General features: G+C 74.0%; 16 protein-coding genes. 5 read left to right on the forward strand and 11 right to left on the reverse strand.

Going from position 1 to position 22643, the window contains the following annotated elements; genetic code table 11:
• Window positions 1–9 precede the first annotated feature (9 nt).
• The 3 genes from ABZ822_RS21765 to ABZ822_RS21775 all read right to left on the reverse strand — a co-directional run bounded on the left by ABZ822_RS21765 (window position 10) and on the right by ABZ822_RS21775 (window position 4315).
• Window positions 10–450, reverse strand: coding sequence for a roadblock/LC7 domain-containing protein (locus ABZ822_RS21765; protein WP_360856502.1), 441 nt, complete (start codon window positions 448–450; stop codon window positions 10–12).
• Window positions 447–3317 carry a nitrate- and nitrite sensing domain-containing protein gene (locus ABZ822_RS21770; RefSeq protein WP_360856505.1) on the reverse strand — a complete coding sequence of 957 codons (2871 nt, stop codon included), beginning with the start codon at window positions 3315–3317 and terminating at the stop codon, window positions 447–449. The genes ABZ822_RS21765 and ABZ822_RS21770 overlap by 4 nt, the downstream gene beginning before the upstream one ends.
• A 227-nt stretch (window positions 3318–3544) precedes the next feature.
• Window positions 3545–4315, reverse strand: coding sequence for an MHYT domain-containing protein (locus tag ABZ822_RS21775; RefSeq protein WP_360856508.1), 771 nt, complete (start codon window positions 4313–4315; stop codon window positions 3545–3547).
• 382 nt (window positions 4316–4697) lie between these two features.
• On the opposite strand from ABZ822_RS21775, the gene ABZ822_RS21780 reads away from it, so the two are divergent.
• The 3 genes from ABZ822_RS21780 (at window position 4698) to ABZ822_RS21790 (ending at window position 7365) form a co-directional block, all read left to right on the forward strand.
• On the forward strand, window positions 4698–5303 hold the full coding sequence (locus ABZ822_RS21780) for a class I SAM-dependent methyltransferase (protein WP_360856511.1): 606 nt from the start codon (window positions 4698–4700) through the stop codon (window positions 5301–5303).
• Window positions 5304–5554: 251 nt separating this feature from the next.
• Entirely contained in the window at window positions 5555–6583 is a 1029-nt protein-coding gene (locus ABZ822_RS21785) for a hypothetical protein (protein WP_360856514.1), read from the forward strand.
• A gap of 104 nt (window positions 6584–6687) precedes the next feature.
• Entirely contained in the window at window positions 6688–7365 is a 678-nt protein-coding gene (locus ABZ822_RS21790) for a GntR family transcriptional regulator (RefSeq protein ID WP_360856517.1), read from the forward strand.
• A 263-nt stretch (window positions 7366–7628) separates the two neighbouring features.
• On the opposite strand, the gene ABZ822_RS21795 is transcribed toward ABZ822_RS21790, so the two are convergent.
• The 7 genes from ABZ822_RS21795 to ABZ822_RS21825 all read right to left on the reverse strand — a co-directional run bounded on the left by ABZ822_RS21795 (window position 7629) and on the right by ABZ822_RS21825 (window position 16406).
• A complete protein-coding gene (locus ABZ822_RS21795; protein WP_360856520.1) occupies window positions 7629–9302 on the reverse strand; it encodes an L-lactate permease in 1674 nt (557 codons plus the stop codon).
• Window positions 9303–9505: 203 nt separating this feature from the next.
• The gene (locus ABZ822_RS21800) at window positions 9506–10831 is read right to left on the reverse strand and encodes a heterodisulfide reductase-related iron-sulfur binding cluster (RefSeq protein ID WP_360856523.1); all 1326 of its coding nucleotides are present in this window, start codon (window positions 10829–10831) and stop codon (window positions 9506–9508) included.
• Window positions 10832–11150: 319 nt separating this feature from the next.
• Window positions 11151–12371 carry an FAD-binding oxidoreductase gene (locus ABZ822_RS21805; protein WP_360856526.1) on the reverse strand — a complete coding sequence of 407 codons (1221 nt, stop codon included), beginning with the start codon at window positions 12369–12371 and terminating at the stop codon, window positions 11151–11153.
• Between the two features lie 6 nt (window positions 12372–12377).
• Complete coding sequence (locus ABZ822_RS21810) at window positions 12378–13829, reverse strand: FAD-linked oxidase C-terminal domain-containing protein (RefSeq protein ID WP_360856529.1); 1452 nt, start codon at window positions 13827–13829, stop codon at window positions 12378–12380.
• A 533-nt stretch (window positions 13830–14362) separates the two neighbouring features.
• Window positions 14363–14905 (reverse strand): MOSC domain-containing protein, encoded by a 543-nt coding sequence (locus ABZ822_RS21815; RefSeq protein WP_360856531.1) that lies wholly within the window; start codon window positions 14903–14905, stop codon window positions 14363–14365.
• A 142-nt stretch (window positions 14906–15047) separates the two neighbouring features.
• Window positions 15048–15233: a hypothetical protein gene (locus tag ABZ822_RS21820; protein ID WP_360856534.1), complete on the reverse strand. Its 186-nt coding sequence runs from the start codon at window positions 15231–15233 to the stop codon at window positions 15048–15050.
• Between the two features lie 117 nt (window positions 15234–15350).
• A complete protein-coding gene (locus tag ABZ822_RS21825) occupies window positions 15351–16406 on the reverse strand; it encodes an acyl-CoA desaturase (RefSeq protein WP_360856536.1) in 1056 nt (351 codons plus the stop codon).
• A 335-nt stretch (window positions 16407–16741) separates the two neighbouring features.
• On the opposite strand from ABZ822_RS21825, the gene ABZ822_RS21830 reads away from it, so the two are divergent.
• Both ABZ822_RS21830 and ABZ822_RS21835 read left to right on the forward strand, forming a co-directional pair.
• Window positions 16742–19678, forward strand: a complete 2937-nt coding sequence (locus ABZ822_RS21830; protein ID WP_360856540.1) for a DEAD/DEAH box helicase — start codon at window positions 16742–16744, stop codon at window positions 19676–19678.
• Window positions 19675–20982 carry an SWF or SNF family helicase gene (locus ABZ822_RS21835; RefSeq protein ID WP_360856543.1) on the forward strand — a complete coding sequence of 436 codons (1308 nt, stop codon included), beginning with the start codon at window positions 19675–19677 and terminating at the stop codon, window positions 20980–20982. The genes ABZ822_RS21830 and ABZ822_RS21835 overlap by 4 nt, the downstream gene beginning before the upstream one ends.
• A 451-nt stretch (window positions 20983–21433) precedes the next feature.
• Here the strand turns inward: ABZ822_RS21835 and xylA are convergent, their stop codons facing one another.
• Entirely contained in the window at window positions 21434–22603 is a 1170-nt protein-coding gene (gene xylA, locus ABZ822_RS21840; RefSeq protein ID WP_360856546.1) for a xylose isomerase, read from the reverse strand.
• Window positions 22604–22643: the final 40 nt, after the last annotated feature.

The raw sequence follows: 22643 nt of genomic DNA on the forward strand, positions 1-22643 counted from the left end.
CGGATGCGGTCAGCCCGCGGCGGGGGGCTGCGGTTCCGCGAACCGGGACGGGGCGTGCAGATGCTCGCCGACCCGCTTGACGAGCCGCGCCATCTCGTAGGCGATCAGACCCACATCGGCGGTGACGCTGCTGAGGACGGCGAGACAGGAACCGTCTCCGGCGGCCGCGACGAACAGGAAGCCCGCGTCCATCTCGACCATGGTCTGCCGCACCCTTCCGAACCGGAAGTGCCGTCCGGCGCCCTTGGCCAGGCTGTGGAAGCCCGAGGCCACGGCGGCCAGATGCTCGGCGTCCTCACGGGTGAGGCGGTCCGAAGCACCCACCGCCAGACCGTCGTTGGAGAGCACGACGGCGTGCCGCACCTCCCGGATCCGGGTGGTGAGATCGTCCAGCAGCCAGTCGAGCTCGCCCGACGAGTACGGGGCGTCGGTCCTGCGGTCCTCGTTCATTCCCGGTCTCCTTCACTCGCTCCGGCGGCGGAGGGGCCCCCGCCGCGGATCCACCCGTTACGAAAGGCCGTCATGCGGTCGCGGACCTGCTCCGGTGTGCGGTTCCCGGGGCGTGTGCCGGAGCCTGCCGACGCGTCCGGTTCCTCGGGCTCCGGGGCCGTACGCAGTTGGGGCGCCAGGCTGGCCTGACGGATACGGCGCGGCAGACCGCTGTCGCCGGGACCGGGACCGGCACCGAGACCGGCACCGGGGGTCGCGTCCGGGGCCCCGGCTCCACGCGTACCGCCGGAACCCCCCGAAGGCCCGGAACTCCCGGGAGCTCCGGTACTCCGGGGACCGCGTGACGGCAGGCGCGGGCGCGAGCCCGGTCCGCACGCATCCTCCCCGGCCTCACCAGCGGTTCCGGAGCCGCGGGCCACGGGTGGTCCGTACGGGACGGCGTGCGGGACAACGTGCGGGACAGCGCCGTACGAGCCAGGGCCGGACGACGCCGGGCCGTACGAGGCGGGGCCGTAGGGGCCGTCGCCGTACGAAGTCGGGCCACGCCCCCCGCGTTCCGCCGCGACGGGGTCGGAGGCCGCCCGCGGCCCGGGGACCGTCACGGGGCCGCGTCCGACGAGGCGCGCCTCGACCGCTCGAGGTGGGACGTCGGCCGGTCCGAGACCGTCCGGCACATGGTCGGGGACGAGGTCCCGCAGCCCGTCCGTCGGGAGGCCGGCACCCGGCGCGTCCGCGGGGTCGGCCGTCTCCGGGACCCGCGCGGGTCCGGTGGGCTCAGCCACCTGCCCCACCGGATGCGCTGCTGCCTGGAGCAGTGACGGGGGCAGCAGCACCACGGCCGCCGTACCTCCGTAGGGCGAGGGCCGCAGGGAGACCTTCACACCGTGCCGGGCGGCCAGTCGGCTCACCACGAACAGTCCGAGTCTGTCGCTGTCGACGAGGTCGAGCGCCTCGGACCCGGCGAGACGGCGGTTGGCGGCGCGCAGCGTCTGCTCCCCCATGCCGAGTCCCCGGTCCTCGACCTCCAGCGCGAAGCCGTTGCCGACGAACTCGCCGCTGACGCGCACCGCGGTCCGCGGGGGCGAGAACTGCGCGGCGTTCTCCACGAGTTCGGCCACGAGGTGGGTCAGGTCGGCGACTGCGCCCCCGGTGACCGAGGTCTCCGGCAGCCGGCAGACCTCGACCCGGGTGTAGTCCTCGATCTCGGACACAGCGGCGCGGACGACGGTCGTGAGCGGAACGGGCAGGCGCCACGCGCGCCCCGGCGCGGCCCCGGAGAGGATGATCAGGCTCTCCGCGTGCCGCCGCATCCGTGTCGTGAGGTGGTCGAGGCGGAAGAGGTCGCCGAGTTCGCCCGGGTCCTCCGTGCGCCGCTCCATGCTGTCGAGCAGGGCGAGCTGACGGTGGACGAGGACCTGGCTGCGCCGGGCGAGATGGACGAACACCCCCGAGACACCGCTGGCGAGCCGGGCGCGCTCCGCCGCGGCCACGAGGGCCGCCCGGTGGACGGACGCGAGCGCCTCGGCGACCTGGCCGATCTCGTCGTCGGCGGACCGCCCCCGGGGCGCCTCGGCGTCGATGTCGATCTCCTTGCCCGTGCGCAGCCGCCGCATCGCCTGCGGCAGCTTGTGGCGGGCGAGTTCGAGCGCGTCGTTGCGCAGGGAGACCAGTTCGACGACGAGTCCGCGCCCGATGCGTACGGAGATGAGAAGGGACGCGATCACGGCCGCGAGGCCCAGCAGGACCGCGGCTCCCGCAGCGGACAGCACGGCGCGGGCCAGGGGATCGGCGTCGCGGGCCGCCGAGGCGCGGCCGCCGCTCTCCAGCTCGCGCAGATCGGTCCGGAGCGCGTCGTACGAGGGGTTCCAGGCCGCCCCGGACGCTGCCTTCGCTGCCTCGCTCCCGGGGCCGGAGCGCAGGACGTCCTCCTCGACGGCGCGCACCCGCGCGTACGCTCGGCCTCCGGATATCGCGCGCCACCGCGCCTGGTCCGCGCCACGCAGGCCGCTCACGGAAGCCTCCTCGAAGGCGCGGCGTGCTTCGACGGCTCCGGTGAACTGGCGGTGGCGGGCGGGTTCGAACGAGCCCTTGAGCCGGCCCGCGGTGAGCAGAGCGTCCTCGCGGGCGAGGAGTTCGCGCGAGCGTGCGGTCTCCAGGAGGACACGGGGATGGGTGCCCCCGTCGCCGCGCGGCACGTCGGTGACCTCCGCCAGGGCGCCCGTCACGGAGAGGGCGGACCCGATGGCTCCGGTGTAGGCGGCATAGGCGTCGTCCCAGCTCACCCGGCGCGCGGCGATCCGCTCGCGGAGTCCTGAGAGGTCCGCGGCCCGGCCGACGAAGGTGTTCGTCGTGGTGACAGCGGTCGCCGGGAGCCCCATGCCGTCGGCGACGGTGTGACGGGCGCCGAGACGCAGGCGGGCCACGGCCCGCTCTGTGTGGCGCGCACGGGTGGCGAACTCCCCGGCGCTGTCCGCGTCCGGCTTCGCGAGATGCGCGAGGGCCGCCTTGCGCTCCTGCTGCAGCGCGTCCGCGGCGGCGGCGACGGGTGCGCGGACCTGGGCGTCGACGCGCCCCGACTTCCGCTGTCCGGCGATGTCCTGCGCCGTACGCACGGTGGCGAACGCCCAGAAGGCGAGGAGCGAGACGACGGGGACCATCAGCAGACAGATGATCTTCGCCCGTACGGTACGGGGCCGCAGCCGCCATCGGCCGCCGCGCACGGCGGGTGGCCCGGGCCGCCCGGCGGTGCTCTCCCCGCCCGCCGCTCTCTCCTCCTCGGTGGGCGGGCGCGCGTGCGCGCGTCGTCCGCGCGCCGGCGGCGCGGGGCGCGGCGCGCCGCGGCCCGATGTGGTGCGCGGGTGCGGCATGTCTTCCTCGTTCGGGGTGCTCGGGCCGTGGTGGCCGGGACGGGCAGGTGCGGGGTCGTACGGCGGGGGCTGCGTACGCGGGCTGGTGCGTGGACCGCGGTACGCGGGGCGGTCCGTACGCCGAGGGAACGCGGGGGTGCCGAGGGCGGGCGCTTCCCCTGTCCGGTGCGGGATGGTGCCTTCCGCCCCCGGTGGGCCGCGCCACCCGCCGGACCGGACGGCCGCGCTCAGACCACCTCCTGCGAGAGCCGCTGCGCCGAGGCGCTGGCGGCCCGTTCCCGCGCTGTCGGGGAGAGCGCGACGAAGGCCGAGGTGAGGAAGAGATAGGCGCCCAGCCCCACGGCGAGCGGGAAGATGAACTGCATCGCCGACACCCCGGGCAGGGCACTTCCCGACGGCGTGACGTGCACGACGACCCCGAGCATCCCCGTGTAGTGCATGCTGCTGACCGCCCCGCCCATGACGAGGGACGCGGCGGCGACCGCGACCGGTGCGCGGACGGTGAGGGCGGCCCAGAACGCCGCGGTCGCCGTGACCACCGCGATGACGACGGAGAGGACCACCGGGACGAAGTGGTGGACGATCTCGCCGTGGAGCCGGAGGGCGGCCATCCCTATGTAGTGCATGCCGGCCACTCCGATGCCGGTGGTGAGACCGCCGAGCGCGAGGGCCCGTACGCGGTTGCGGCCGTAGCCGATCACGAAGAATCCGAGGCCCACGACCGCCATGGCCGTGACGAGGCTGAGGACGGTGAGAGGCACGTCGTAGCGGATCTCGGTGCCGCCGACGGCGAAGCCGAGCATGGCGGCGAAGTGCATCGTCCAGATGCCGGTGCCCATCGCGGAGGCCGCGGTGATGAGCCAGTTGCGGCGCGACCTGCCCTCCGCCGCGAGCGCCCGCACGGTGCAGCGCAGCGCGAGGGCGGCTCCGGTGCAGGCCATCACGTACGACAGCACGGGGGTCAGCCACCCGAAGGTGGCGTGGTCCAGGTGTCCCATGACTCAGGGACGCTATGGCGCCGATGATGCCCAGAAGGGACGCATTTCGGAACCGAACGGAATTTGACACTGACACGTTCCCGAACGATCGAGCCGTGCTCGAACATGCGCACCGCACGGGTGTTTCATCGTGCTCGCACGCGACGACGGGCGCGCGCCGGAGCCTCCCCGCGGGCAGGACCGGCCGGGCCGCGATCCGCCCGGCGCCCGCACCCGCACCCGCACCGCGCTCCCCCGCAGCCGCGCCCGCGCCCGCGCGCGCACCCGCAGCCGCACCCGCCCGACCGACACGCCCCGCGGATACGCCCCACGGATACGCACCGACGCCGGCGGCCCGCCGCCCCCGCGCGACCGTGCGCGGCCCTCGCGGGACCATGGAGCCATGAACGCCGACCACACCCGTACGCGCGAGTTCTTCGCGGCCCGCGCCGACGGCTGGGACACCCGCTTCCCCGACGACGGCCCGGCCTACACCGCCGCGGTCGCGGAGCTGGGGCTGCGCCTGGGGGACGCGGTGCTCGACGCCGGCTGCGGCACCGGCAGGGCGCTGCCCGCACTGCGTGAGGCCGTGGGACCCGCCGGGACCGTGCTGGGCGCCGACCTCACCCCCGAGATGCTGCACGCCGCCGTGCGCGCCGGCCGGGACCACAACGCCGCCCTCGCCCTCGCGGACGTCGTACGGCTGCCGCTGCGGGAGGGCTCGCTCGACGCGGTGTTCGCCGCCGGGCTGGTGGCGCATCTGCCGGACCCGGGCGAGGGGTTGCGCGAGCTGGCCCGGGTCGTACGCCCCGACGGGTGGCTGGCGCTCTTCCACCCCATCGGCCGCGCCGCCCTCGCGGCCCGCCAGGGGCGGGAGATCACCCCGGACGATCTCCGGGCGGAGCCCAACCTCGGCCCGCTGCTGCGGTCTTCGGGCTGGCGCCTCGTCTCGTACACCGACGAGGACACCCGGTTCCTCGCCCTCGCCGTGCGCCGCGCCACCGCATAGGCGCCCGCGCCGCACCCGACTTCGCCGACGGGGCGCCGCGCGTCGGCGGAACGCGGGGCGTGCGGGTCGGAGCGTCCGCGCCCGGCGCACTCCTCGCGCGCGGCCACCGCGGGGCCCGACCTGCCCAGCGGCCGCGGCGCCCTCACCAGCGGCCGAGGGGCGTGCGCTGCGCCTTTGCGTTCCGCCGGACTCTCGACGGAAGCGTTGACCAATGGTTAGTGTGCGCGCACCACTGACCATGAGAGGTGACCATGTCCGCGACAGACGAGGCCCAGGACGCCGGGGACGCCCTGTTCGTACTGACCGCGGTGCTGCTCACGCCCGCGCAGTTCCCGAGCGTGCTCGGCGACGACTACCCGGAGGCGTGTTCCGTGCTCGGCCTCGAGCCGTACGTCGGGGGGTACGGCCTGGTCCTCGGGCAGGACGGGAGCGGCGCACGGTGGACGGTGGTCACCGATGACGTCTCCCTCGTCGCCTGCGCGATCGCGGCCTGGGACTGCGGCATGGAGTACGACCTCTCACCCGGCGAGCGCAGCGTCATCGCCGCGCTCCCCGGCTGGCCCCTCGCCGTCGCCGTCGCCGCCCCGGACGTCCCCGCACCGCACGATCCGGAGCCCGACCCGGAGGTGGACGAAAGCGACTGGGAGCTGCTGTGCCCCCCGGACTCGGAGAGCTGGGGCCCGGCCCAACGGCGGCTGGGTGCCGACGAGATCGCGCTCCAGTGGGCCGCCTGGCGTGAACAGATCGACGACGAGGCCGAGTTCGGGACGGCGCGGGAGAACAAAGAGGCGGACGGCGCGGCGGACAGGGAGCAGGAGCAGACGTCCGGTCCGGCGGAGGACGACGCCTCCGAGTCGGACAGGACGGACGGGCCGTCAGCCGAACAGGGCGCCGCCCCGGAGGACTCCTCCGCCGAGGACTCGTCCCCGGAGACCGGCGCGGAACACGAAACGGATGCCGAGCAGGGAGGGGAGCGGCAGCAGGACGAGGACGGCTCCACGTCGGCCGCCGCGAAGGCCGCGGTGCGCAGGGTCCTGGAGGAGGCGCGCGGCTACGTCGCAACGCCCCCGCCGCCGGGCCGCATCCGCTCCGCGTTCGCCACGGGCGACGCCCGTACCCTGCGCGTCGACGGACCCGGCTGGAGCATGGTCGCGCGGACCGACGACATCGCCTTCATCCTCCTCGACGACGAACCGGGCGAGGTACTGCCGGTGGGCCGGGGCCCCGAGCTTCCCGGCCTGCTCAAGGCGCTCGACGACCTGGCCGTACGGCCCTCCTGACCTGCGGACCCCCTGTTGCACGTGCACCGGCCACGCGTCTAATGTCCCGCTTGGACCCAAGCATCCATCGATGACGGCCGGGGGGCGGAAGCGTGGCCGGTGCTGTGCCCACGGCAGAGCGCGCCTATCTCTACACCAAGGGCCGGATACTCGACGGCGTCCTCGCGGGCGGTGAGCTGATCAGCGAGGGCATGGTCTCCGAGGAGCTCGGCATCAGCCGTACGCCGGTGCGTGAGGCGTTCCTGCGGCTGGAGGCCGAGGGTCTGCTGCGCCTCTACCCCAAGCGCGGGGCCGTGGTCGTGCCCGTGTCGGCCCAGGAGGTCGAAGCGGTGCTCGAGACGCGCGAGGTGGTCGAGTCCTTCGCCGCGGAGAAGGTCGCCGGGCTGGGACGGGCCGCGATGGACCGCCTGGTGGCGGCGTTGCGCGAGCAGCTGTGCGAGCAGGCGAGGCTGCGCGCGGCGGGCGACGGCAGGGGATTCGTCGCCGCCGACCAGGCGTTCCATCAACTCATCGTCGCCGCGGCGGACAACGCGATCCTGCTGGACCTCTACGCCGGTTTGCGCGACCGGCAGCAGCGCATGGGGCTGTGGGCCCTGGTCAACGACCACGACCGGCTGCGCGTGACCAACGAGGAGCACATCCGGCTCGTGGACCTCCTCGAGCAGGGCGATCTGGCCGCCTACCGGACGGCGTTGCGCGAGCACCTGGGCGGTACCCGCGCCGCGGTCCTCCACCGGGGGCCCGGCGGCACTGCGGGCGAGGACACCGGCACCGGCACGTGAGCGGGCGGCGCCGGTACCCGCTGCCTCATCCGCAGCGGGTACGGGCCGTCGCACCGAATCCCGCCGGGCCGGCGCGTGTACGGCCACGGGCGCCGTCCCCCCAGCGGCAACGGGGCCGCTCGCACGTACCCCCACCGACGCCGGAGCCGCGCACATACCCCCACCGACGCCGGAGCCGCGCACGTACCCCCACTGACGCCGGAGCCGCGCACGTACCCTCAACTCCCGCCGCGCCCGCGCCCGTACGCCCACCCGTGGAATGCTCAGGCGGGGACCATCCAGGCCAGCACCGGCGTCGACTGCAGCCAGACCAGGACGCACATCACGAGCAGCAGCGCGAGACTCCAGCCCACGACCTTCCGCAGGATCTCGGCCTCGCGACCGCCGAGTCCGGTGGCGGCCGCGGCGATGGCGAGATTCTGCGGCGAGAGCATCTTGCCGAGGACGCCTCCGGAGCTGTTGGCCGACGCGAGGAGTTCGGGGCTGAGTCCCGAACTCTTCGCCGCGGCCACCTGCAAGGTGCCGAACAGCGCGTTCGCCGAGGTGTCGGATCCGCTGACGGCGACGCCGAGCCAGCCCAGGACCGGTGACAGGAAGGCCAGTCCGGCTCCCGCGCCCGCGATCCAGTGCCCGATGGTGGCGGTCTGCCCGGACAGGTTCATCACGTACGCGAGGGCGAGGACGGCGGCGACGGTGAGGATGGCCCACCGCAGCTGGTGGAGCGTACGGCCGTAGGCGCGGACGGTGACGGCGGGCCTCACCGCCAGCACGGCCGCGGTGACGAGACCGCTGAGGAGGAGCAGAGTGCCGGTCGCGGGGAGCCAGTTGAACTTGAAGACCATGGCGCTGCTCGGTTCTCCGGTGACCGGGTCGGCCACGTTCAGGCCGGGCCAGGAGAATTCGACCGAGCCGTGCTCCAGCAGCGTCTTGACGGGGCCGAGTTGGGCGACGGCGAAGACGACGATGATGACGGCGTAGGGCAGGTACGCCTTGACGGCGGCGCCGGGACGGTCGTGGGCCTCGGCGGTCGCTCGGGCGTGCTCGACGAGAGCCGGGTCGGCGTCCTCGCTGCCGCCGGCGATGACGGGCGGGGGCTGAAGTCCGCGGCCTTTTCCTTCCGGGACGCCGGTGCCCGTCGCGCGCATGACGAGGACGAGGACGCCGACGGCGGCGAGCGCGGCGACCACGTCCGTCAACTCCACGGAGACGTAGTTGGAGCAGGCGAACTGGGCCAGGGCGAAGGCGAGTCCGCAGGAGAGCGCGGGCAGCCAGGTCTCCTTCACCCCGCGCTTGCCGTCGACCAGGAACACGAGCAGGACCGGCACGATGGCGGCCAGGACCGGGGTCTGGCGGCCCACGGTGGAGGAGATGTCCTCCAGGGAGAGGCCGGTGATCTGGGAGAGGGTGATGACGGGGGTTCCCATGGCGCCGAAGGCGACGGGGGCGGTGTTGGCCACGAGCGCCACGGTGGCGGCCTTGAAGGGGCGGAAGCCGAGGGCGATGAGCATGACCGAGCTGATGGCGACGGGCGCGCCGAACCCGGCGAGGGCCTCGAGCAGGGCCCCGAAGCAGAAGGCGACGATGACGGCCTGCAGGCGCTGGTCGTCGGAGAGCCGGCTGAAGGACCTGCGCAGCACCTCGAAGTGCCCGGTGTCGACGGTCATCTGGTAGATCCAGAGCGCGTTGACGACGATCCACATGATCGGGAACAGCCCGAAGACCGCGCCTTCGGCGGCGGAGTCGAGCGCCTGCCCCGACGGCATGTCGTAGGCGGCCACGGCCACCACGACGGACGTGGCGAGCGCGGCGAGCGCGGACCAGTGCGCCTTGAGGCGTACGACGCCGAGGAGGACGAAGAAGACGATCAGGGGCATGGCGGCGGCGAGCGCCGACCAGGCCAGTGAGTCGCCCAAGGGGTCGAGTGCGGGCTGGAACACGGGAACCTCCGGTACGGGGACGGGCTCGGAGTTCGGTTCGGGGGGGGGGGGGACGGCGCGGCTCGGGACGGGGTCTGGCGGCTGGGGACGGGCCTGGGACTCGGGGCTGGGACTCGGGGCTGGGGACAGGCGATCGGGAACAGGGAGTTGAGGCTTCGGCGTGCGGACGGCCGGTGCGGTGGCGCCTCCGGCGGGCCCGGGGGTCACCAGGGCATGACGCCCCGGATGGACGCGTCGATGACCTGGACCGGGTGGAGCAACGGCAGTTCGCCGTCCAGGTGCCGGTCGATCTGCAGCAGGCAGCCGGGGTTGGCCGTCACGACCGCGTCCGGGGCGACCTCCTGGATGTGGCCGGCCTTCCGGCGTCCCAGCTCCTCGGCCGCGTCCGGCTGCACCAGGTTGTAGATGCCGGCCGATCCGCAGCACATGGCGGACTCGGGGATGTCCGTCACGTCCAGCTCCGGCACCGTTCGCAGGACGGCGCGCGGCTCGTCGCGAATGCCCTGGGCATGGGCGAGATGGCAGGCGTCGTGGTAGGCGAGCCGGGCGGGTACGGGGTGGCGGGGAGCCACCGGGCCGAGTTCGTCGAGCAGTTCGGAGACGTCACGGACCTTGGCGGCGAACTCCTCGGCCCGTTCGCGGTAGCCGGGGTCGTCGGCGAGCAGGCGGCCGTATTCCTTGAGGGCCGAGCCGCATCCCGCGACGTTCACGACGATCGCGTCGACGTCGAGCGGCCCGAAGGTGTCGATGAGGCGGTGGGCGCGGGCGGCTGCCTCCTCCTCGCGGCCCGCGTGTTCGCTGAGGGCGCCGCAGCAGCCCTGCGCCCGCGGCGCGACGACGTCGCATCCCTCGGCCGTGAGCACCCTGACCGTGGCTTCGTTGACGTGGGCGAAGAAGACCTGCTGGACACAGCCGGTGACCATGCCGACCGTACGGCGCGCGGTGGCGCGGGCCGGACTGCGCGCGGGGGTTCTGCGGAGGGCCGAGCGCAGGGGGACGTCGGGCATCAGCGCCTCCAGGGCCCGGAGGCGGGCGGGCAGACGGCGCAGAAGTCCGCTGCGGGCCAGGGCGTTCCGGATCCGCAGACGCCGGTAGAGCGCCCCGAGGACGGCGGCGGGCCGCAGCCTGCGCGGGTAGGGGAACAGCCGGAAGACGAGTTCGCGGAAGGCGCGGTCGGAGCGGCTGCGGGCCCAGTTGCGCTCGATCTGCGGGCGGACGCTCTCGATGAGGCGGTCGTACTGGACGCCGGACGGACAGGCCGTGACGCACGCCATGCATCCCAGGCAGCTGTCGAAGTGGTGGACGGCCGCGGCGTCCAGGGGCGCCGCTCCCTCGCCGATGAGCTTGATCTGGTAGATGCGGCCGCGCGGCGACTGCGTCTCCTCCCCCGTCAGGGCGTATGTGGGGCAGGCGGGCAGGCAGAAGCCGCAGTGGACGCAGTCGGAGACGAGTTCCGGTGCGGGCGGGTGGTGTGTGTCGAAGCCCCGGGCCGCGTGGGGTTCCTCGCCGCTCTCACCGTGCGGGTTCATGTCGCGCTCCTGAGGGGTCGGGGTCCGGTGGCCGTCGCACCATGGATCCGGGGGCGGTACGGCGGTGGCGGTACGGCAGTGGTCCGGGGGCCGTACGGCAGTGGTCCGGTGGCGGTAAGGCAGTGGCCCGGTGGCAGTAAGGCAGTGGCCCGGGCGCGGTCCGTGAGGTGCCGGAAGTGACCTGCCTTTCCGGGGACTTGGGGCCCGGCGCGGCCGGCCCGGCGGGTGCGAAGGCCGCCTGGGACGTGACGGCGGCCGTCGCCGCGAGAAGCCCGGCGCACACGGCCGGGAGGAGGGCGGGGCGGGCACGGCCGCCGCGTCAGAACCAGGGGGCGAATCGGCCGGGAGCACATCGGTCCTCGGGGTCGAACTGCCGCTTGAGCGCGCGGAGAAGAGGAGCTGTGGGCGGGGCGTCCCCCCAGGCTCCGGCCAGGGAGTCGACACCTTCCCGCCGTCGGCGCAGGGTGACCGTGCCGCCTCGCACCCGTACCGCGTCGCGCCAGGCGGTGAGGCAGGCGGCGTGCCCGGCGGCGTCGCCGCCCCGCAGACGTGCGGTGTGGACGCCCACGGCGACGCTGCTGAACAGCTCCGCACCGACACCGTGGGCCGCGGCGATGTCGCCGAGGGCATCGGCGAGTTCGGGCAGGTGTGCCGGGCCGGCCGCGGCGCGCAGAACGGTGTCGCCGTCCTCGCCGCTCATGCGGGCTGCGAGCCGTCCCCAGGCCGCGTTCTCGTCCGCGCCGTCGAGGACGCGTGCCCCGGCGAGCCGGGGGATGGCGTCGGCGAGCCGCACCCGGGCGGCGGTTCCCGCGACCGTGCCGTGGAAGCGGATCAGCAGCCGGGTGCCGTCCCACTCGGTGGCCACCGGTTCGAGGGGCGAGTGCAGTGCGGCGCGGGCCGCCGCGAGCGCCTGCTCGGCGTCGGCGGCGGGGAGGTCGAGCGTGGCCCCGACCTGGGGCAACGGGTGGACGCGGAGGGTGAGTTCGGCCAGCAGGCCGAACGTGCCGAGCGACCCGGTGAACAGTTTGGCCAGGTCGTAGCCCGCTACATTCTTGATCACGCCTCCGCCCGTGCGGACCACGGAGCCGTCCGCGAGGATCAGGGTCGCGCCGATCACCAGGCCGCCGAGTCCGCCGTAGGCGAGGATCCGGGGACCGGAGTCGTCGGTGGCCAGCAGCCCGCCGAGCGTCGCGCCGGACGGTGCGGCGGGAGGGTCGAGGGGAAGCCACTGGCCTTCGGGGGCGAGCAGTTCCTGCAGCCGCGTCAGGGGCATGCCGGCCTGCACGGTGACCGTCCAGTCCCCCGGCGCGTGACTGACGAGCCGGTCGAGTCCGGCCGTCTCCACCGCCAGGTCCGTACGTGTCGGACGACCGCCCCAGGACGTGGCCGTACCGGCTCCGGTGAAGAGCAGCGCCTGCCGGTCGGCGGCCGCTCCGCGGAGGACGTCGGCGGCCTCGGCGAGCGTCGTGGGCCGGACACGAACCGGGCCTGGGTCCGCAGGGGTGTCGTGCTGCACGGTCGCCGGGGATTCGTCGGTCACGGCGTCTCACCGCCTCTCGATGACGCCGGCGGTTTCCAGGGGGTGCGGCCGGTAGGGGCCCGGGCGTTCGCCGCACAGCCGCGGAGTGGGCAGGACCTTGCCGGGGTTGGCCAACTGGTCCGGGTCGAAGGCGGCGCGCACGCGCCGCATGGCGGCCAGGTCGTCCTCGCCGAACATCCGCGGCATCGAGCAGGCCTTGTCGAGACCGATGCCGTGCTCTCCGCTGAGCGAACCGCCCAGTTCGACGCACATCTCGGCGATGTCCTTGGAGAGTTGCTCCGCGCGCTCGGCCTCGCCGGCCCGGCTGTCGAAGAGGACGAGCGGATGGAGGTTGCCGTCCCCGGCGTGGAAGACATTGGCCACCCGCAGGCCCGCTTCGTGTCCCATCGCCGCGATGCGGGTGAGGGCTTCGGCGAGACGGGTGCGGGGCACGACGCCGTCCTGGACGAGGTAGTCGGGGCTGATGCGCCCCACCGCGGCGAAGGCCGCCTTGCGCCCCTTCCAGATCAGGGCGCGTTCGTGGGGGTCCGAGGCGATGCGGACCGAGGTGGTGCCCTGTTCATGGCAGAGGGCGACGACCCGCTCGAACTGCTCGTCGCATTCCTGCTCCAGGCCGTCGAGTTCGACGACGAGGGCGGCGGCGGTGTCGCGGCTGTAGCCCGCGCCGACCGCGGCCTCGCACGCCTCGATCGCCAGGGCGTCGAGCATTTCCACGGCCGCCGGGGTGATTCCGGCCGCCATGATGGCGCTCACCGCCTCGCCCGCCTGTTCCACCGTCGGGAAGTCGGCGACCAGCGTCCGTACGCTCTCGGGGATGCGCAGGAGCCGGACGGTGATCTCGGTGGCGATGCCCAGCGTCCCCTCGGACCCGATGAACAGGCCGCGCAGATCCGGGCCCGCGGTCCCGGGGGTGTCACCGCCGAGGTCGACGACCGAGCCGTCGGGGAGCACGACGCGCAGGGCGTGGACGTGATGGACGGTGAAGCCGTACTTGACGCAGTGCGCGCCGCCGGAGTTCTCCGCGACGTTGCCCCCGATGGTGCAGACGATCTGGCTGGAGGGGTCCGGGGCGTAGTAGAGGCCGCAGGGTGCGGCGAGCTGGGAGATCTCGGCGTTGGTGACGCCGGGTTGGAGGACCATGCGCCGGTCCTCGGCGTCGAAGTCCAGCACCCGCCGCATCCGGGCCAGCGAGATCACGACGCCCCGGGCGACGGGCACGGCGCCTCCGGACAGGCCCGTGCCCGCGCCTCGCGCGACGAAGGGGATTCCTTCGGCGGCGCAGAGGGAGACGGCGACCGCCACCTCCTCGGTGGTGCTGGGCAGCAGGACCAGAGCGGGGACTTCACGGAAGCCGGTGAGCCCGTCACACTCGTACGTCCGCAGTTCGAGCGGATCGTGGAGGACCGCGCCGGGGCCGAGGGCGTCCTCGAACTTCCCGCGCAGCACATCGTCGATCATGGTTGCCGCGGCCTCCTGATCACGTGACAGAACGGCGACAGCGCCCCTGAATTCCGTGATCCGGAACCCACGGACCGCGGCTCGGAACCTAGGGCTGTTGCATCTAAGGGTCAACCCCTTGTTGCATCTATGTTTTCGCGACCCCTCCGGACGTCCCTGGGGCGGCTGTCCGTGTGCCTCCGGATCCCGGTGCGGGACCCCGTGCGGACCAGGCATCTTTCCCGCCCGTGTCCGGTTCCGGTCAGCCGCCCGTGCAGCACGGCGACGTAGGGCCGTACCGTGTCGGCTTCGGCGTCAGTAGTCACGATGCGGCCGACGCCGCTCGTGTCCTGCGCGGTGCGTCAGAGCGGCAGAGCGGCAGCAGGCGGGACGGCAGTTCTCGCCGGCCCGTGGTCGTCCGCCTCGGGGCCACAACTCCGGGTCCGCTGCGGCGTGTACGGGGCAAGGCCGTCCAACACCGGCAAGAGGGTTGCCCGTTGGCTCGCCGGGGGTCACCGTCGGCCCGCGCCCCCGGCCCTGAGGGTCGCGTCCCCTCAGACCCGTTCGAGCGGGCGGTGCGGCCCTCTCGGCAGGTCGACGGCGACGGGGTCGCCCGGCCGCACCTCGCCGCCGGTGATGACGATCCCCATGATCCCGGACTTGCGGACGATGCCGCCGTCCTCGTCGCGCCCCACGACCTGCTTCAGCAGCCCGTCCCGGAACATGTCGATCTGCAGGCAGGGATTGCGCAGACCCGTCACCTCGACCACGGCTTCGCCGCCGAGGCGCAGCAGCGTGCCGACGGGGAGCGCCAGCAGGTCGATACCGGCCGTGGTCACGTTCTCCCCGAGCTGCCCGGGGAGGACCTCGAACCCGGCCCGCGCGACCTCGGCGAACAGTTCCTCGTGGATGAGATGAACCTGGCGCAGATTCGGCTGGGTGGGGTCCTGGGCGACGCGGGAGCGGTGCTGCACGGTCACCCCCAGGTGGGCGTCCCCCTCGACTCCCAGCCCGGCCAGCAGCCGGATGCTGCTCTGCGTGGGCTTGCTGAAGTCGTGGTCACCGCTGCGGCTGACCGCCGTGACCCTCGCGCCCATGACACTCCCCCTCCGGCAGGTCCCCGTGAACTCCGATGATCACCCTGGCCGGGCGGCGACGGCGCGCTCCGGGCGCCGCCCCGCGCTTACGGGGCGGGCCCGCAGGAGCACCGAACGCGGCTCAGCGCCGCGGGAACGCGGCTCAGCGGCGGAGCTCCTTCCTACTCACCCGGCGCAGCCTCCGCCGCTGCGCGGGGTCGAGCAGGAGATATCCGGCCGCGGGTACACCGATCAGCACCAGCAGCACGCCCCAGAGGGGCACCCCGAGAATCAGCAGAACGATCGCTACCGCCACGCCCCCGACGGCGACCTTGGCCCCAACAGACATCTCCGACGCCTCCTTCGCGGCGACCCCACGGTCACCCGGTGAACGGGCACGCGCCCGGGACAGTTCCCCGGCGTCCGTGCGCCGCGTTCCGGCGCCCCGCGCCGGTCCCTTCCAGTCTCACTCCGGACGCAGCGGAGCGCCGACCGCGTGCATGTGCCTGAGCGCCTGCCCGTACGAGTCGATCAGCCCGGTCTCGGCGTACGACAGCCCGAGCGCGCGGCAGTGACGGCGGACGAGCGGCTGGACCAGCCGCAGGTGGGGCCGGGGCATGCTCGGGAAGAGGTGGTGCTCGATCTGGTAGTTCAGCCCGCCCAGGAGCCAGTCCGTGACGGCTCCGCCCCGGACGTTGCGGGAGGTCAGGACCTGGCGGCGGAGGTGGCCCCAGCGCCGGTCGTCCCCGCCGGGCATCTCCATGCCCTTGTGGTTGGGCGCGAAGGCCATGCCGAGGTGGAGGCCGAAGAGCGCGTGGTGCACGAGGGCGAACGCGATCGCCTTGCCCAGGGGCAGGGCGGTGAGCAGCAGGGCGGCGTACCCGGCGACATGCGCGACCAGGAGCAGCGCCTCGACGGCGCGCTCGCGCGCCCCCTGCCGCCGGAGGTCCTGGATGCTGCTGACCTTCAGGGCGATCCCTTCGAGCAGCAGCATGGGGAAGAACAGCTTCGCCTGGTGGCGGGTGACCCAGCCGGCGAAGCCCCGCCGGTCGGCCGCCTGCTCCTCGGTCCAGACGAGCGCGCCCACGGCGACGTCCGGGTCCTTCTCGACGTGGTTGGGGTTGGCATGGTGGCGGTTGTGCTTGTCGTTCCACCACGCGTAGCTCATGCCGAGGAGCAGATTGCCGTGCACGAGGCCGATGACCCGGTTGGTACGGCGGCTCCCGGCGATCTGCGAGTGCCCCGCGTCGTGCCCGACGAAGGCGGTGCGGGCGGAGAGGACGGCCAGGGGGAGGGCGAGGAGCAGCGTCCACCAGGTGTCCCCTGCCTGGTGGATTCCGGCCGCGACGGCAGCCAGGAGCAGTCCGTTGACGGCGATGCCCGTCGCGTACCAGCCCCTGCGGCGCTCCAGGAGCCCTTGTTCCTTCGCCTTCCGCAGCAGCGGGGTGAACTCGCTCCCCGCGTTCGGCGGGGCGGAGGCGGAGGGCGCGGATTCCGTGGTCGGTGCGGGGGCCTGCGGCATGAAGGTCTCCGGTCCGTGATCGGTCGCAAAGGGCTGACCTGTGAAAACGTACGGACGGGAGCCTCGCGGAGACCATGGCGGCAGCACCCGGCGCAGGCGGGGGTCAGCACCCTCCCGCTTGGGGGGCTGGGTACACCGTCGGGCGCGCGCCGGGCCGCGGCCGCCCACGTCACCGGCGGTGGGACGGTCCGTCCGCTCCGGGTGCGACGGCCGGCTCCCCGCACGGCAGTTCACGTGATCCTGTTCACTGCGGCGGCACCCCCGCGAGGCGGCGGCGTGAGGTAACCTCGGCGCCCTCCGGGTCCAGTAGTCAAATTTGAGGAATGCAAGGTTCCGTGCATCGGTCCCCCACGACAACGCCGTCCGACATCGCCCGGCTCTCCCATTGCCCGGCGGTCTTCCTGCCCGGTGACCCCGCGCGCACCGGCCGGGTCGCCTTCGTCGCCCCCGACGGCGGCCCGCACCCCTCCGCCGCCGACACCGAGGACCTCACCGTCGCCGTGCCGCACGGCGACGACGTCCGGGAGCGCACCGTACGCGCCGTGATCCTGCCGGTCCGCGACGCGGTGCCCGTCCTCACCCGCGCCCGCGCCGCTCAGGGCGACCCCGCCACCGTCTTCTGGGGCTCGGCCGCGGTGCTCGCGCTCCAGCTCGTCGCACGCGGCCGCCTGCTGCCCGGGCTGACGGCCACCGACCATGACGCCTGGCGGGTCGGGCCGCTCGGCCCCGACGACCTGCGGCGCCTGCGCGAGCTCGCCACCGCCATGCCGCCGGCCGCCCACGCCGTGCCTCTGCCGGGGACCGACCCCTTGCGCCTGCCCGAACCCGAACGGCTGCTGCGCTCCTTCCTGGACGCGGTCGCCGACGGTATGCCCCGCTCGCCCGCCGCCTCCCTTGCCGCGGGCGGCCCGGCGTTCGCCGCGCCCGAACCGCAGCGGCTGCCGGAACAGCGCGACTGGGCGGCCGACGTGGCCGCGGGGCACGACGCGGGCGTACGGGTCTCGCTGCGTATCGAGCTGCCCGGCCTCCTCGACCGCGGCCCGGACGAGGGCGGCGGCCCGGATGAGATCGGCGCCCCGCACGAGATCGGCGAGGAGGACGGACCGAGCGAGCCGGGCGGGCCGCGGTTCCGCGCCGTCGTGCAACTGCACGGCCTCACCGACCCCACACTCGTCGCCGACGCCTCGGAGGTGTGGGCCGGGCAGGAGGGACGACGCCCGGCGGCCTTCGGTCCCCGTGCCCGGATGGACGCCCTGCTCACGCTGCGCCGGGCCGCCCGTATCTGGGCTCCGCTGTCCCCGCTGCTGTCCGCGGCCGTTCCCGACGCGATCGAACTCGCCGACGAGGAGGTCACCGAGCTGCTGGGCGAAGCAGCAGGGCGTCTGGACGCCGCGGGCGTCCAGATCCACTGGCCGAAGGAGCTGGCCCGCGACCTCACGGCCAGAGCCGTGATCGGCCCGAAGGGCGAGACCGGTCCCGCCCGCCCCGAGTCCGGACTGCCGTCCCTGATGTCCGCGGACGCCCTGCTGGCGTTCCGCTGGCGCTTCGCGGTCGGCGGGCAGGACCTCACCCGCGAGGAGCTGGACCGCCTCGCCGAGGCCGGCCGTCCCGTCGTACGGCTGCGGGACCGGTGGGTGCTGGTGGATCCCTCACTCGCCCACCGCGCCCGCGACCGGAAGGACCGCGAGGTCGCGCCGATCGACGCCCTCGGCGCGGCCCTGACCGGGACGGCGGAGGCCGACGGCGAGACCGTCGGGGTGGAGGCGGAGGGCCGGCTGGCGGCGCTGCGCGACCTGCTGGCCGACCCGCAGCGGGAGGGCGACCGCGACGGCGTGGCGCAGCCCGCCGCCCTCGCCGCGACCCTGCGCGACTACCAACTCCGGGGCCTGGACTGGCTTGACCGCATGACCGCGCTCGGCCTCGGCGGCGCTCTGGCCGACGACATGGGCCTGGGTAAGACCATCACCGTCATCGCGCTCCATCTGCACCGGCAGGGGGCGGACTTCCGCGCAGGGGGCCCGACCCTCGTCGTCTGCCCGACCTCCCTGATGGGCAACTGGCAGCGGGAGATCGAGCGGTTCGCGCCCGGCACCCCTGTACGCCGCTACCACGCAGGCGCCCGCAGTCTGGACGAGCTGCCGGACGACGGGTTCGTGCTCACCACGTACGGCACCATGCGCCTGGACGCCGAGCGGCTGGCCGCCGCAGGACCGTGGGGCATGGTGGTCGCCGACGAGGCACAGCACGTCAAGAACCCGTTCTCGGCGACCGCGCGTCAGCTCCGCACCATCGGCGCCCGCGCGCGCGTCGCCCTCACCGGCACGCCGGTGGAGAACAACCTGTCGGAGCTGTGGGCGATCCTCGACTGGACCACGCCCGGACTCCTCGGCTCGCTCGGCTCGTTCCGCAGGCGCTACGCCGACGCCGTCGAGAGCGGCCGGGACCCCGCGGCCGCCGAGCGGCTCTCCCGGCTCGTGCGCCCCTTCCTCCTCCGCAGGCGCAAGTCCGACCCGGGCATCGCCCCCGAACTGCCCCCGAAGACCGAGACCGACCGTGCCGTCGCGCTCACCCGGGAACAGGCCGGGCTGTACGAGGCGGTGGTGCGTGAGACGCTCGCGGAGATCTCGGGCACCGGTGGCTTCGCCCGGCGCGGGCTGGTGGTCGCGCTGCTGACGGCCCTCAAGCAGATCTGCAACCACCCGGCGCAGTACCTCAAGGAGGACCGGCCGCGGCTCACGGGCCGTTCGGGAAAGCTGGAGCTGCTCGACGAACTGCTGGACACCATCCTCAGCGAGGACGCGAGCGTGCTGGTCTTCACCCAGTACGTGGCCATGGCCCGGCTGCTGGAACAGCATCTCGCCGCGCGGGGCGTGTCCTCCCAACTCCTGCACGGCGGCACGCCGGTGGGGCGGCGGGAGGAGATGGTGCGGCGCTTCCAGGACGGCGAGGTCCCCGTCTTCCTGCTGTCGCTCAAGGCGGCGGGCACCGGGCTCAACCTGACCCGCGCCGCGCACGTGGTGCACTACGACCGCTGGTGGAACCCCGCGGTCGAGGCGCAGGCCACCGACCGCGCCTACCGGATCGGCCAGACCCAGCCGGTGCAGGTTCACCGGATCGTCACCGAGGGCACGGTCGAGGACCGCATCGCGGAGATGCTGGAGCGCAAACGGGAGTTGGCGGACGCGGTCCTCGGCGGAGGCGAGGCGGCCCTGACGGAGCTGACCGACGCGGAACTGGCGGATCTGGTGGCACTGCGGAAGGACGGCCGATGACGGGGGAATCGACGGGGGAGCGCGTCTTCGAGGCCTTGCCCCCCGCGCGCGGACAGGGATTCGCGCGGACCTGGTGGGGCCGGGCCTGGCTGAAGGCGCTGGAGGACACCGCCCTGGACAGCGGGCAGTTGGCCAGGGGCCGCGCTTACGCGCGCGCGGGCGCGGTGGGTGCCGTGTCGGTCCGGCCGGGCCGGATCACCGCCGTGGTGCGTGACCGCGACGGTGTGCCGTACCGCTCGGACGTGCTCCTGCGGGAGTTCGGGGACGCGGAGTGGGACCGGCTGCTGGAAACGGTCGCCGACCGGGCCGGGCACATCGCCGCCCTGCTCGACCACGACATGCCGCCCCATCTCGTCGAGGACGCGGCGGCTGCCGGTGTCGAGCTGTTGCCGGGCATCGGGGACCTGGAGCCTGAGTGCCGTTGCGACGCATGGGACCACTGCCCGCACACCGCCGCGCTGAGCTATCAGGTGGCGCGTCTGCTGGACCAGGATCCTCTGGTGCTGCTGCTGATACGGGGCCGCGGTGAACGCGCGCTGCTGACGGAGCTTCAGGTACGCAGCGCGGCCCGCGCGGCCCGGAGCACGGAGGCCGCGGAGGGGCGCGCCACCGGGGACCAGGCCCGCGCGGAGCCGGGCGCCGTGGACGGCGTCCCGGCCCGGGAGGCGTTCGCGGCGGCCGGATCGCTGCCGCCCCTGCCCGCACCTCCCCCGCCCGTCACGGAGCCGGGCCACCCGCCCGTTCTCACGGGGGGTGCCGATCCGGCGGCGGGGCTGGACGCGGCCGCGCTGGAGTTCCTGGCCTCCGACGCGGCGGCGCGCGCGACGCTGCTGCTCGCCGACGCCCTCTCGCCCCGGCACCAACAGTCGCCGATCGGGGCGGAGTTGACGGTGGCCCAGGACGCCGTACGGCTCGCCGCCTCCGGCCCCGCCGTCCCGGTGGCGGCCCGCCTCACCGAGGGCAGCGGCCGGGACGCGCGCGGCATGGACCTGGCCGTACGCGCCTGGCGCCAGGGCGGTGCGGCGGCGCTCGCGGTGCTGGAGGAGGAGTGGGACCCGGAGCCGGAGGCACTGGCGCGGGCCCGGACGGAGCTGTCCTCCGCGTGGGCCGGTGAGCAGCACGCCCCGCGGCTGCGGGCCACGGGGAACCGCTGGACGGCGGTCGGAGCGGACGCCCAGCTCCGGTACGGGCGTGACGGGCGCTGGTGGCCGTACCGCAAGGAGCGGGGCCGGTGGTGTCCGGCCGGGCCGGCCGGACACGACCCGGCCGCCGCGCTGGCCCCGCTCCTCGACGCCACGGGCTGAAGGGCGACTTGGGCGGGCCGAGCCGGGCGGGCGCCCGGGCAGTGGCACAGCCGTACGGTGTGCGGAGGGCTGGGCCGCATCGGCGGCCCGGCCCTCCGTGTCCATCCGGCACGCCCCGTTCGGCACTCCCCCATCCGCAGCCTCGACGGACGGCAGGACACCGAGAGGACCCCTCAGACTCCTCGGCATCCGCCGGACCCGTGGGGCCCGGATGGGGCGGCCGCTGCTGCGCACGGTCTCCGGCCGGAGCCGGTCCGTGTCGCATCCGGAAGAGAGCGGCGCCACGACGACGTTCGCCTCCCCGGGCGTGCCGCGAGACCGTGTCGGCGCCTCCCCCACGGAAGTGCCGTTCCGGTCTCGCGCATCCCTATACGGATGCGGACGAGGGTTCGACTCATCACCGATCCCGGTATTTTGCTCAACGTTGGTGATGTCAGGGGAAGTTGGTTACCTACCGCGCCCCGAGCAGGTGGTCCATGGCGAGCTGGTCGAGCCGCTCGAACGCCATCCCGCGGGACGCAGCGGCCTCCACGTCGAAGTCCTCGAAGGCCGTACGGTCGGCCAGCAGATCCGCCACCGTCTCGCCCTCGCGCAGGGTCGGCCGCGCCAACTGGTCCAGCCGCGACGCCTTCAGTGAGTCCTGGACCTCCGGGTCCGAGCGGAAGGCCGCCGAACGCTCCTTGAGGATGAGGTAGTTGCGCATGCAGCCCGCGGCGGAGGCCCAGACGCCCTCGGCGTCCTCGGTGCGCGGCGGCTTGAAGTCGAAGTGGCGCGGCCCCGCGTAGCCGGCCGATTCGAGCAGGTCGACCAGCCAGAAGGCGGCCCGCAGATCGCCCGCCCCGAAGCGGAGGTCCTGGTCGTACTTGATGCCGGACTGCCCGTTGAGGTCGATGTGGAACAGCTTGCCCGCCCACAGCGCCTGGGCGATACCGTGCGGGAAGTTGAGCCCCGCCATCTGCTCGTGGCCGACCTCCGGATTGACGCCGAAGAGGTGCGGGCGCTCCAGGCGTTCGATGAAGGCGAGCGCGTGGCCGACGGTGGGCAGGAGGATGTCACCGCGCGGCTCGTTGGGCTTGGGCTCGATGGCGAAGCGCAGGTCGTAGCCCTGCTCGGTGACGTGGTCGCCGAGGAGGTCGAAGGCTTCCTTCATCCGGTCGAGGGCGTCCCGTACGTCCTTGGCGGCGCCGGACTCCGCTCCCTCCCGGCCGCCCCACGCCACATAGGTCCTGGCGCCGAGTTCGGCGGCGAGGTCGATGTTCCGGAGGGTCTTGCGGAGGGCGTAGCGGCGCACGTCGCGGTCGTTGGCGGTGAACGCGCCGTCCTTGAACACGGGATGGGTGAAGAGGTTGGTGGTGGCCATCGGCACGACGAGGCCGGTGGCGTCGAGGGCCTGCCGGAACCGCTTGACGTGCGCCTCCCGCCCGGCCGCGGGCGTACCGGCGGGGATCAGGTCGTCGTCGTGGAAGGTGACGCCGTACGCGCCGAGGTCGGCCAGCCGCCGTACGGCCTCGACGGGGTCGAGCGGGGCCCGGGTCGCCTCACCGAACGGGTCCCGGCCCTGCCATCCGACCGTCCAGAGACCGAAGCTGAACCTGTCGTCGGGGGTGGGCTGGTAGCTCATCGCGGCTCCCTCGCTCTTTCGTCATGGCTGTTGACAAATT

It is taken from the genome of Streptomyces sp. NPDC047108, from assembly GCF_040643575.1.
Taxonomy (GTDB): domain Bacteria; phylum Actinomycetota; class Actinomycetes; order Streptomycetales; family Streptomycetaceae; genus Streptomyces.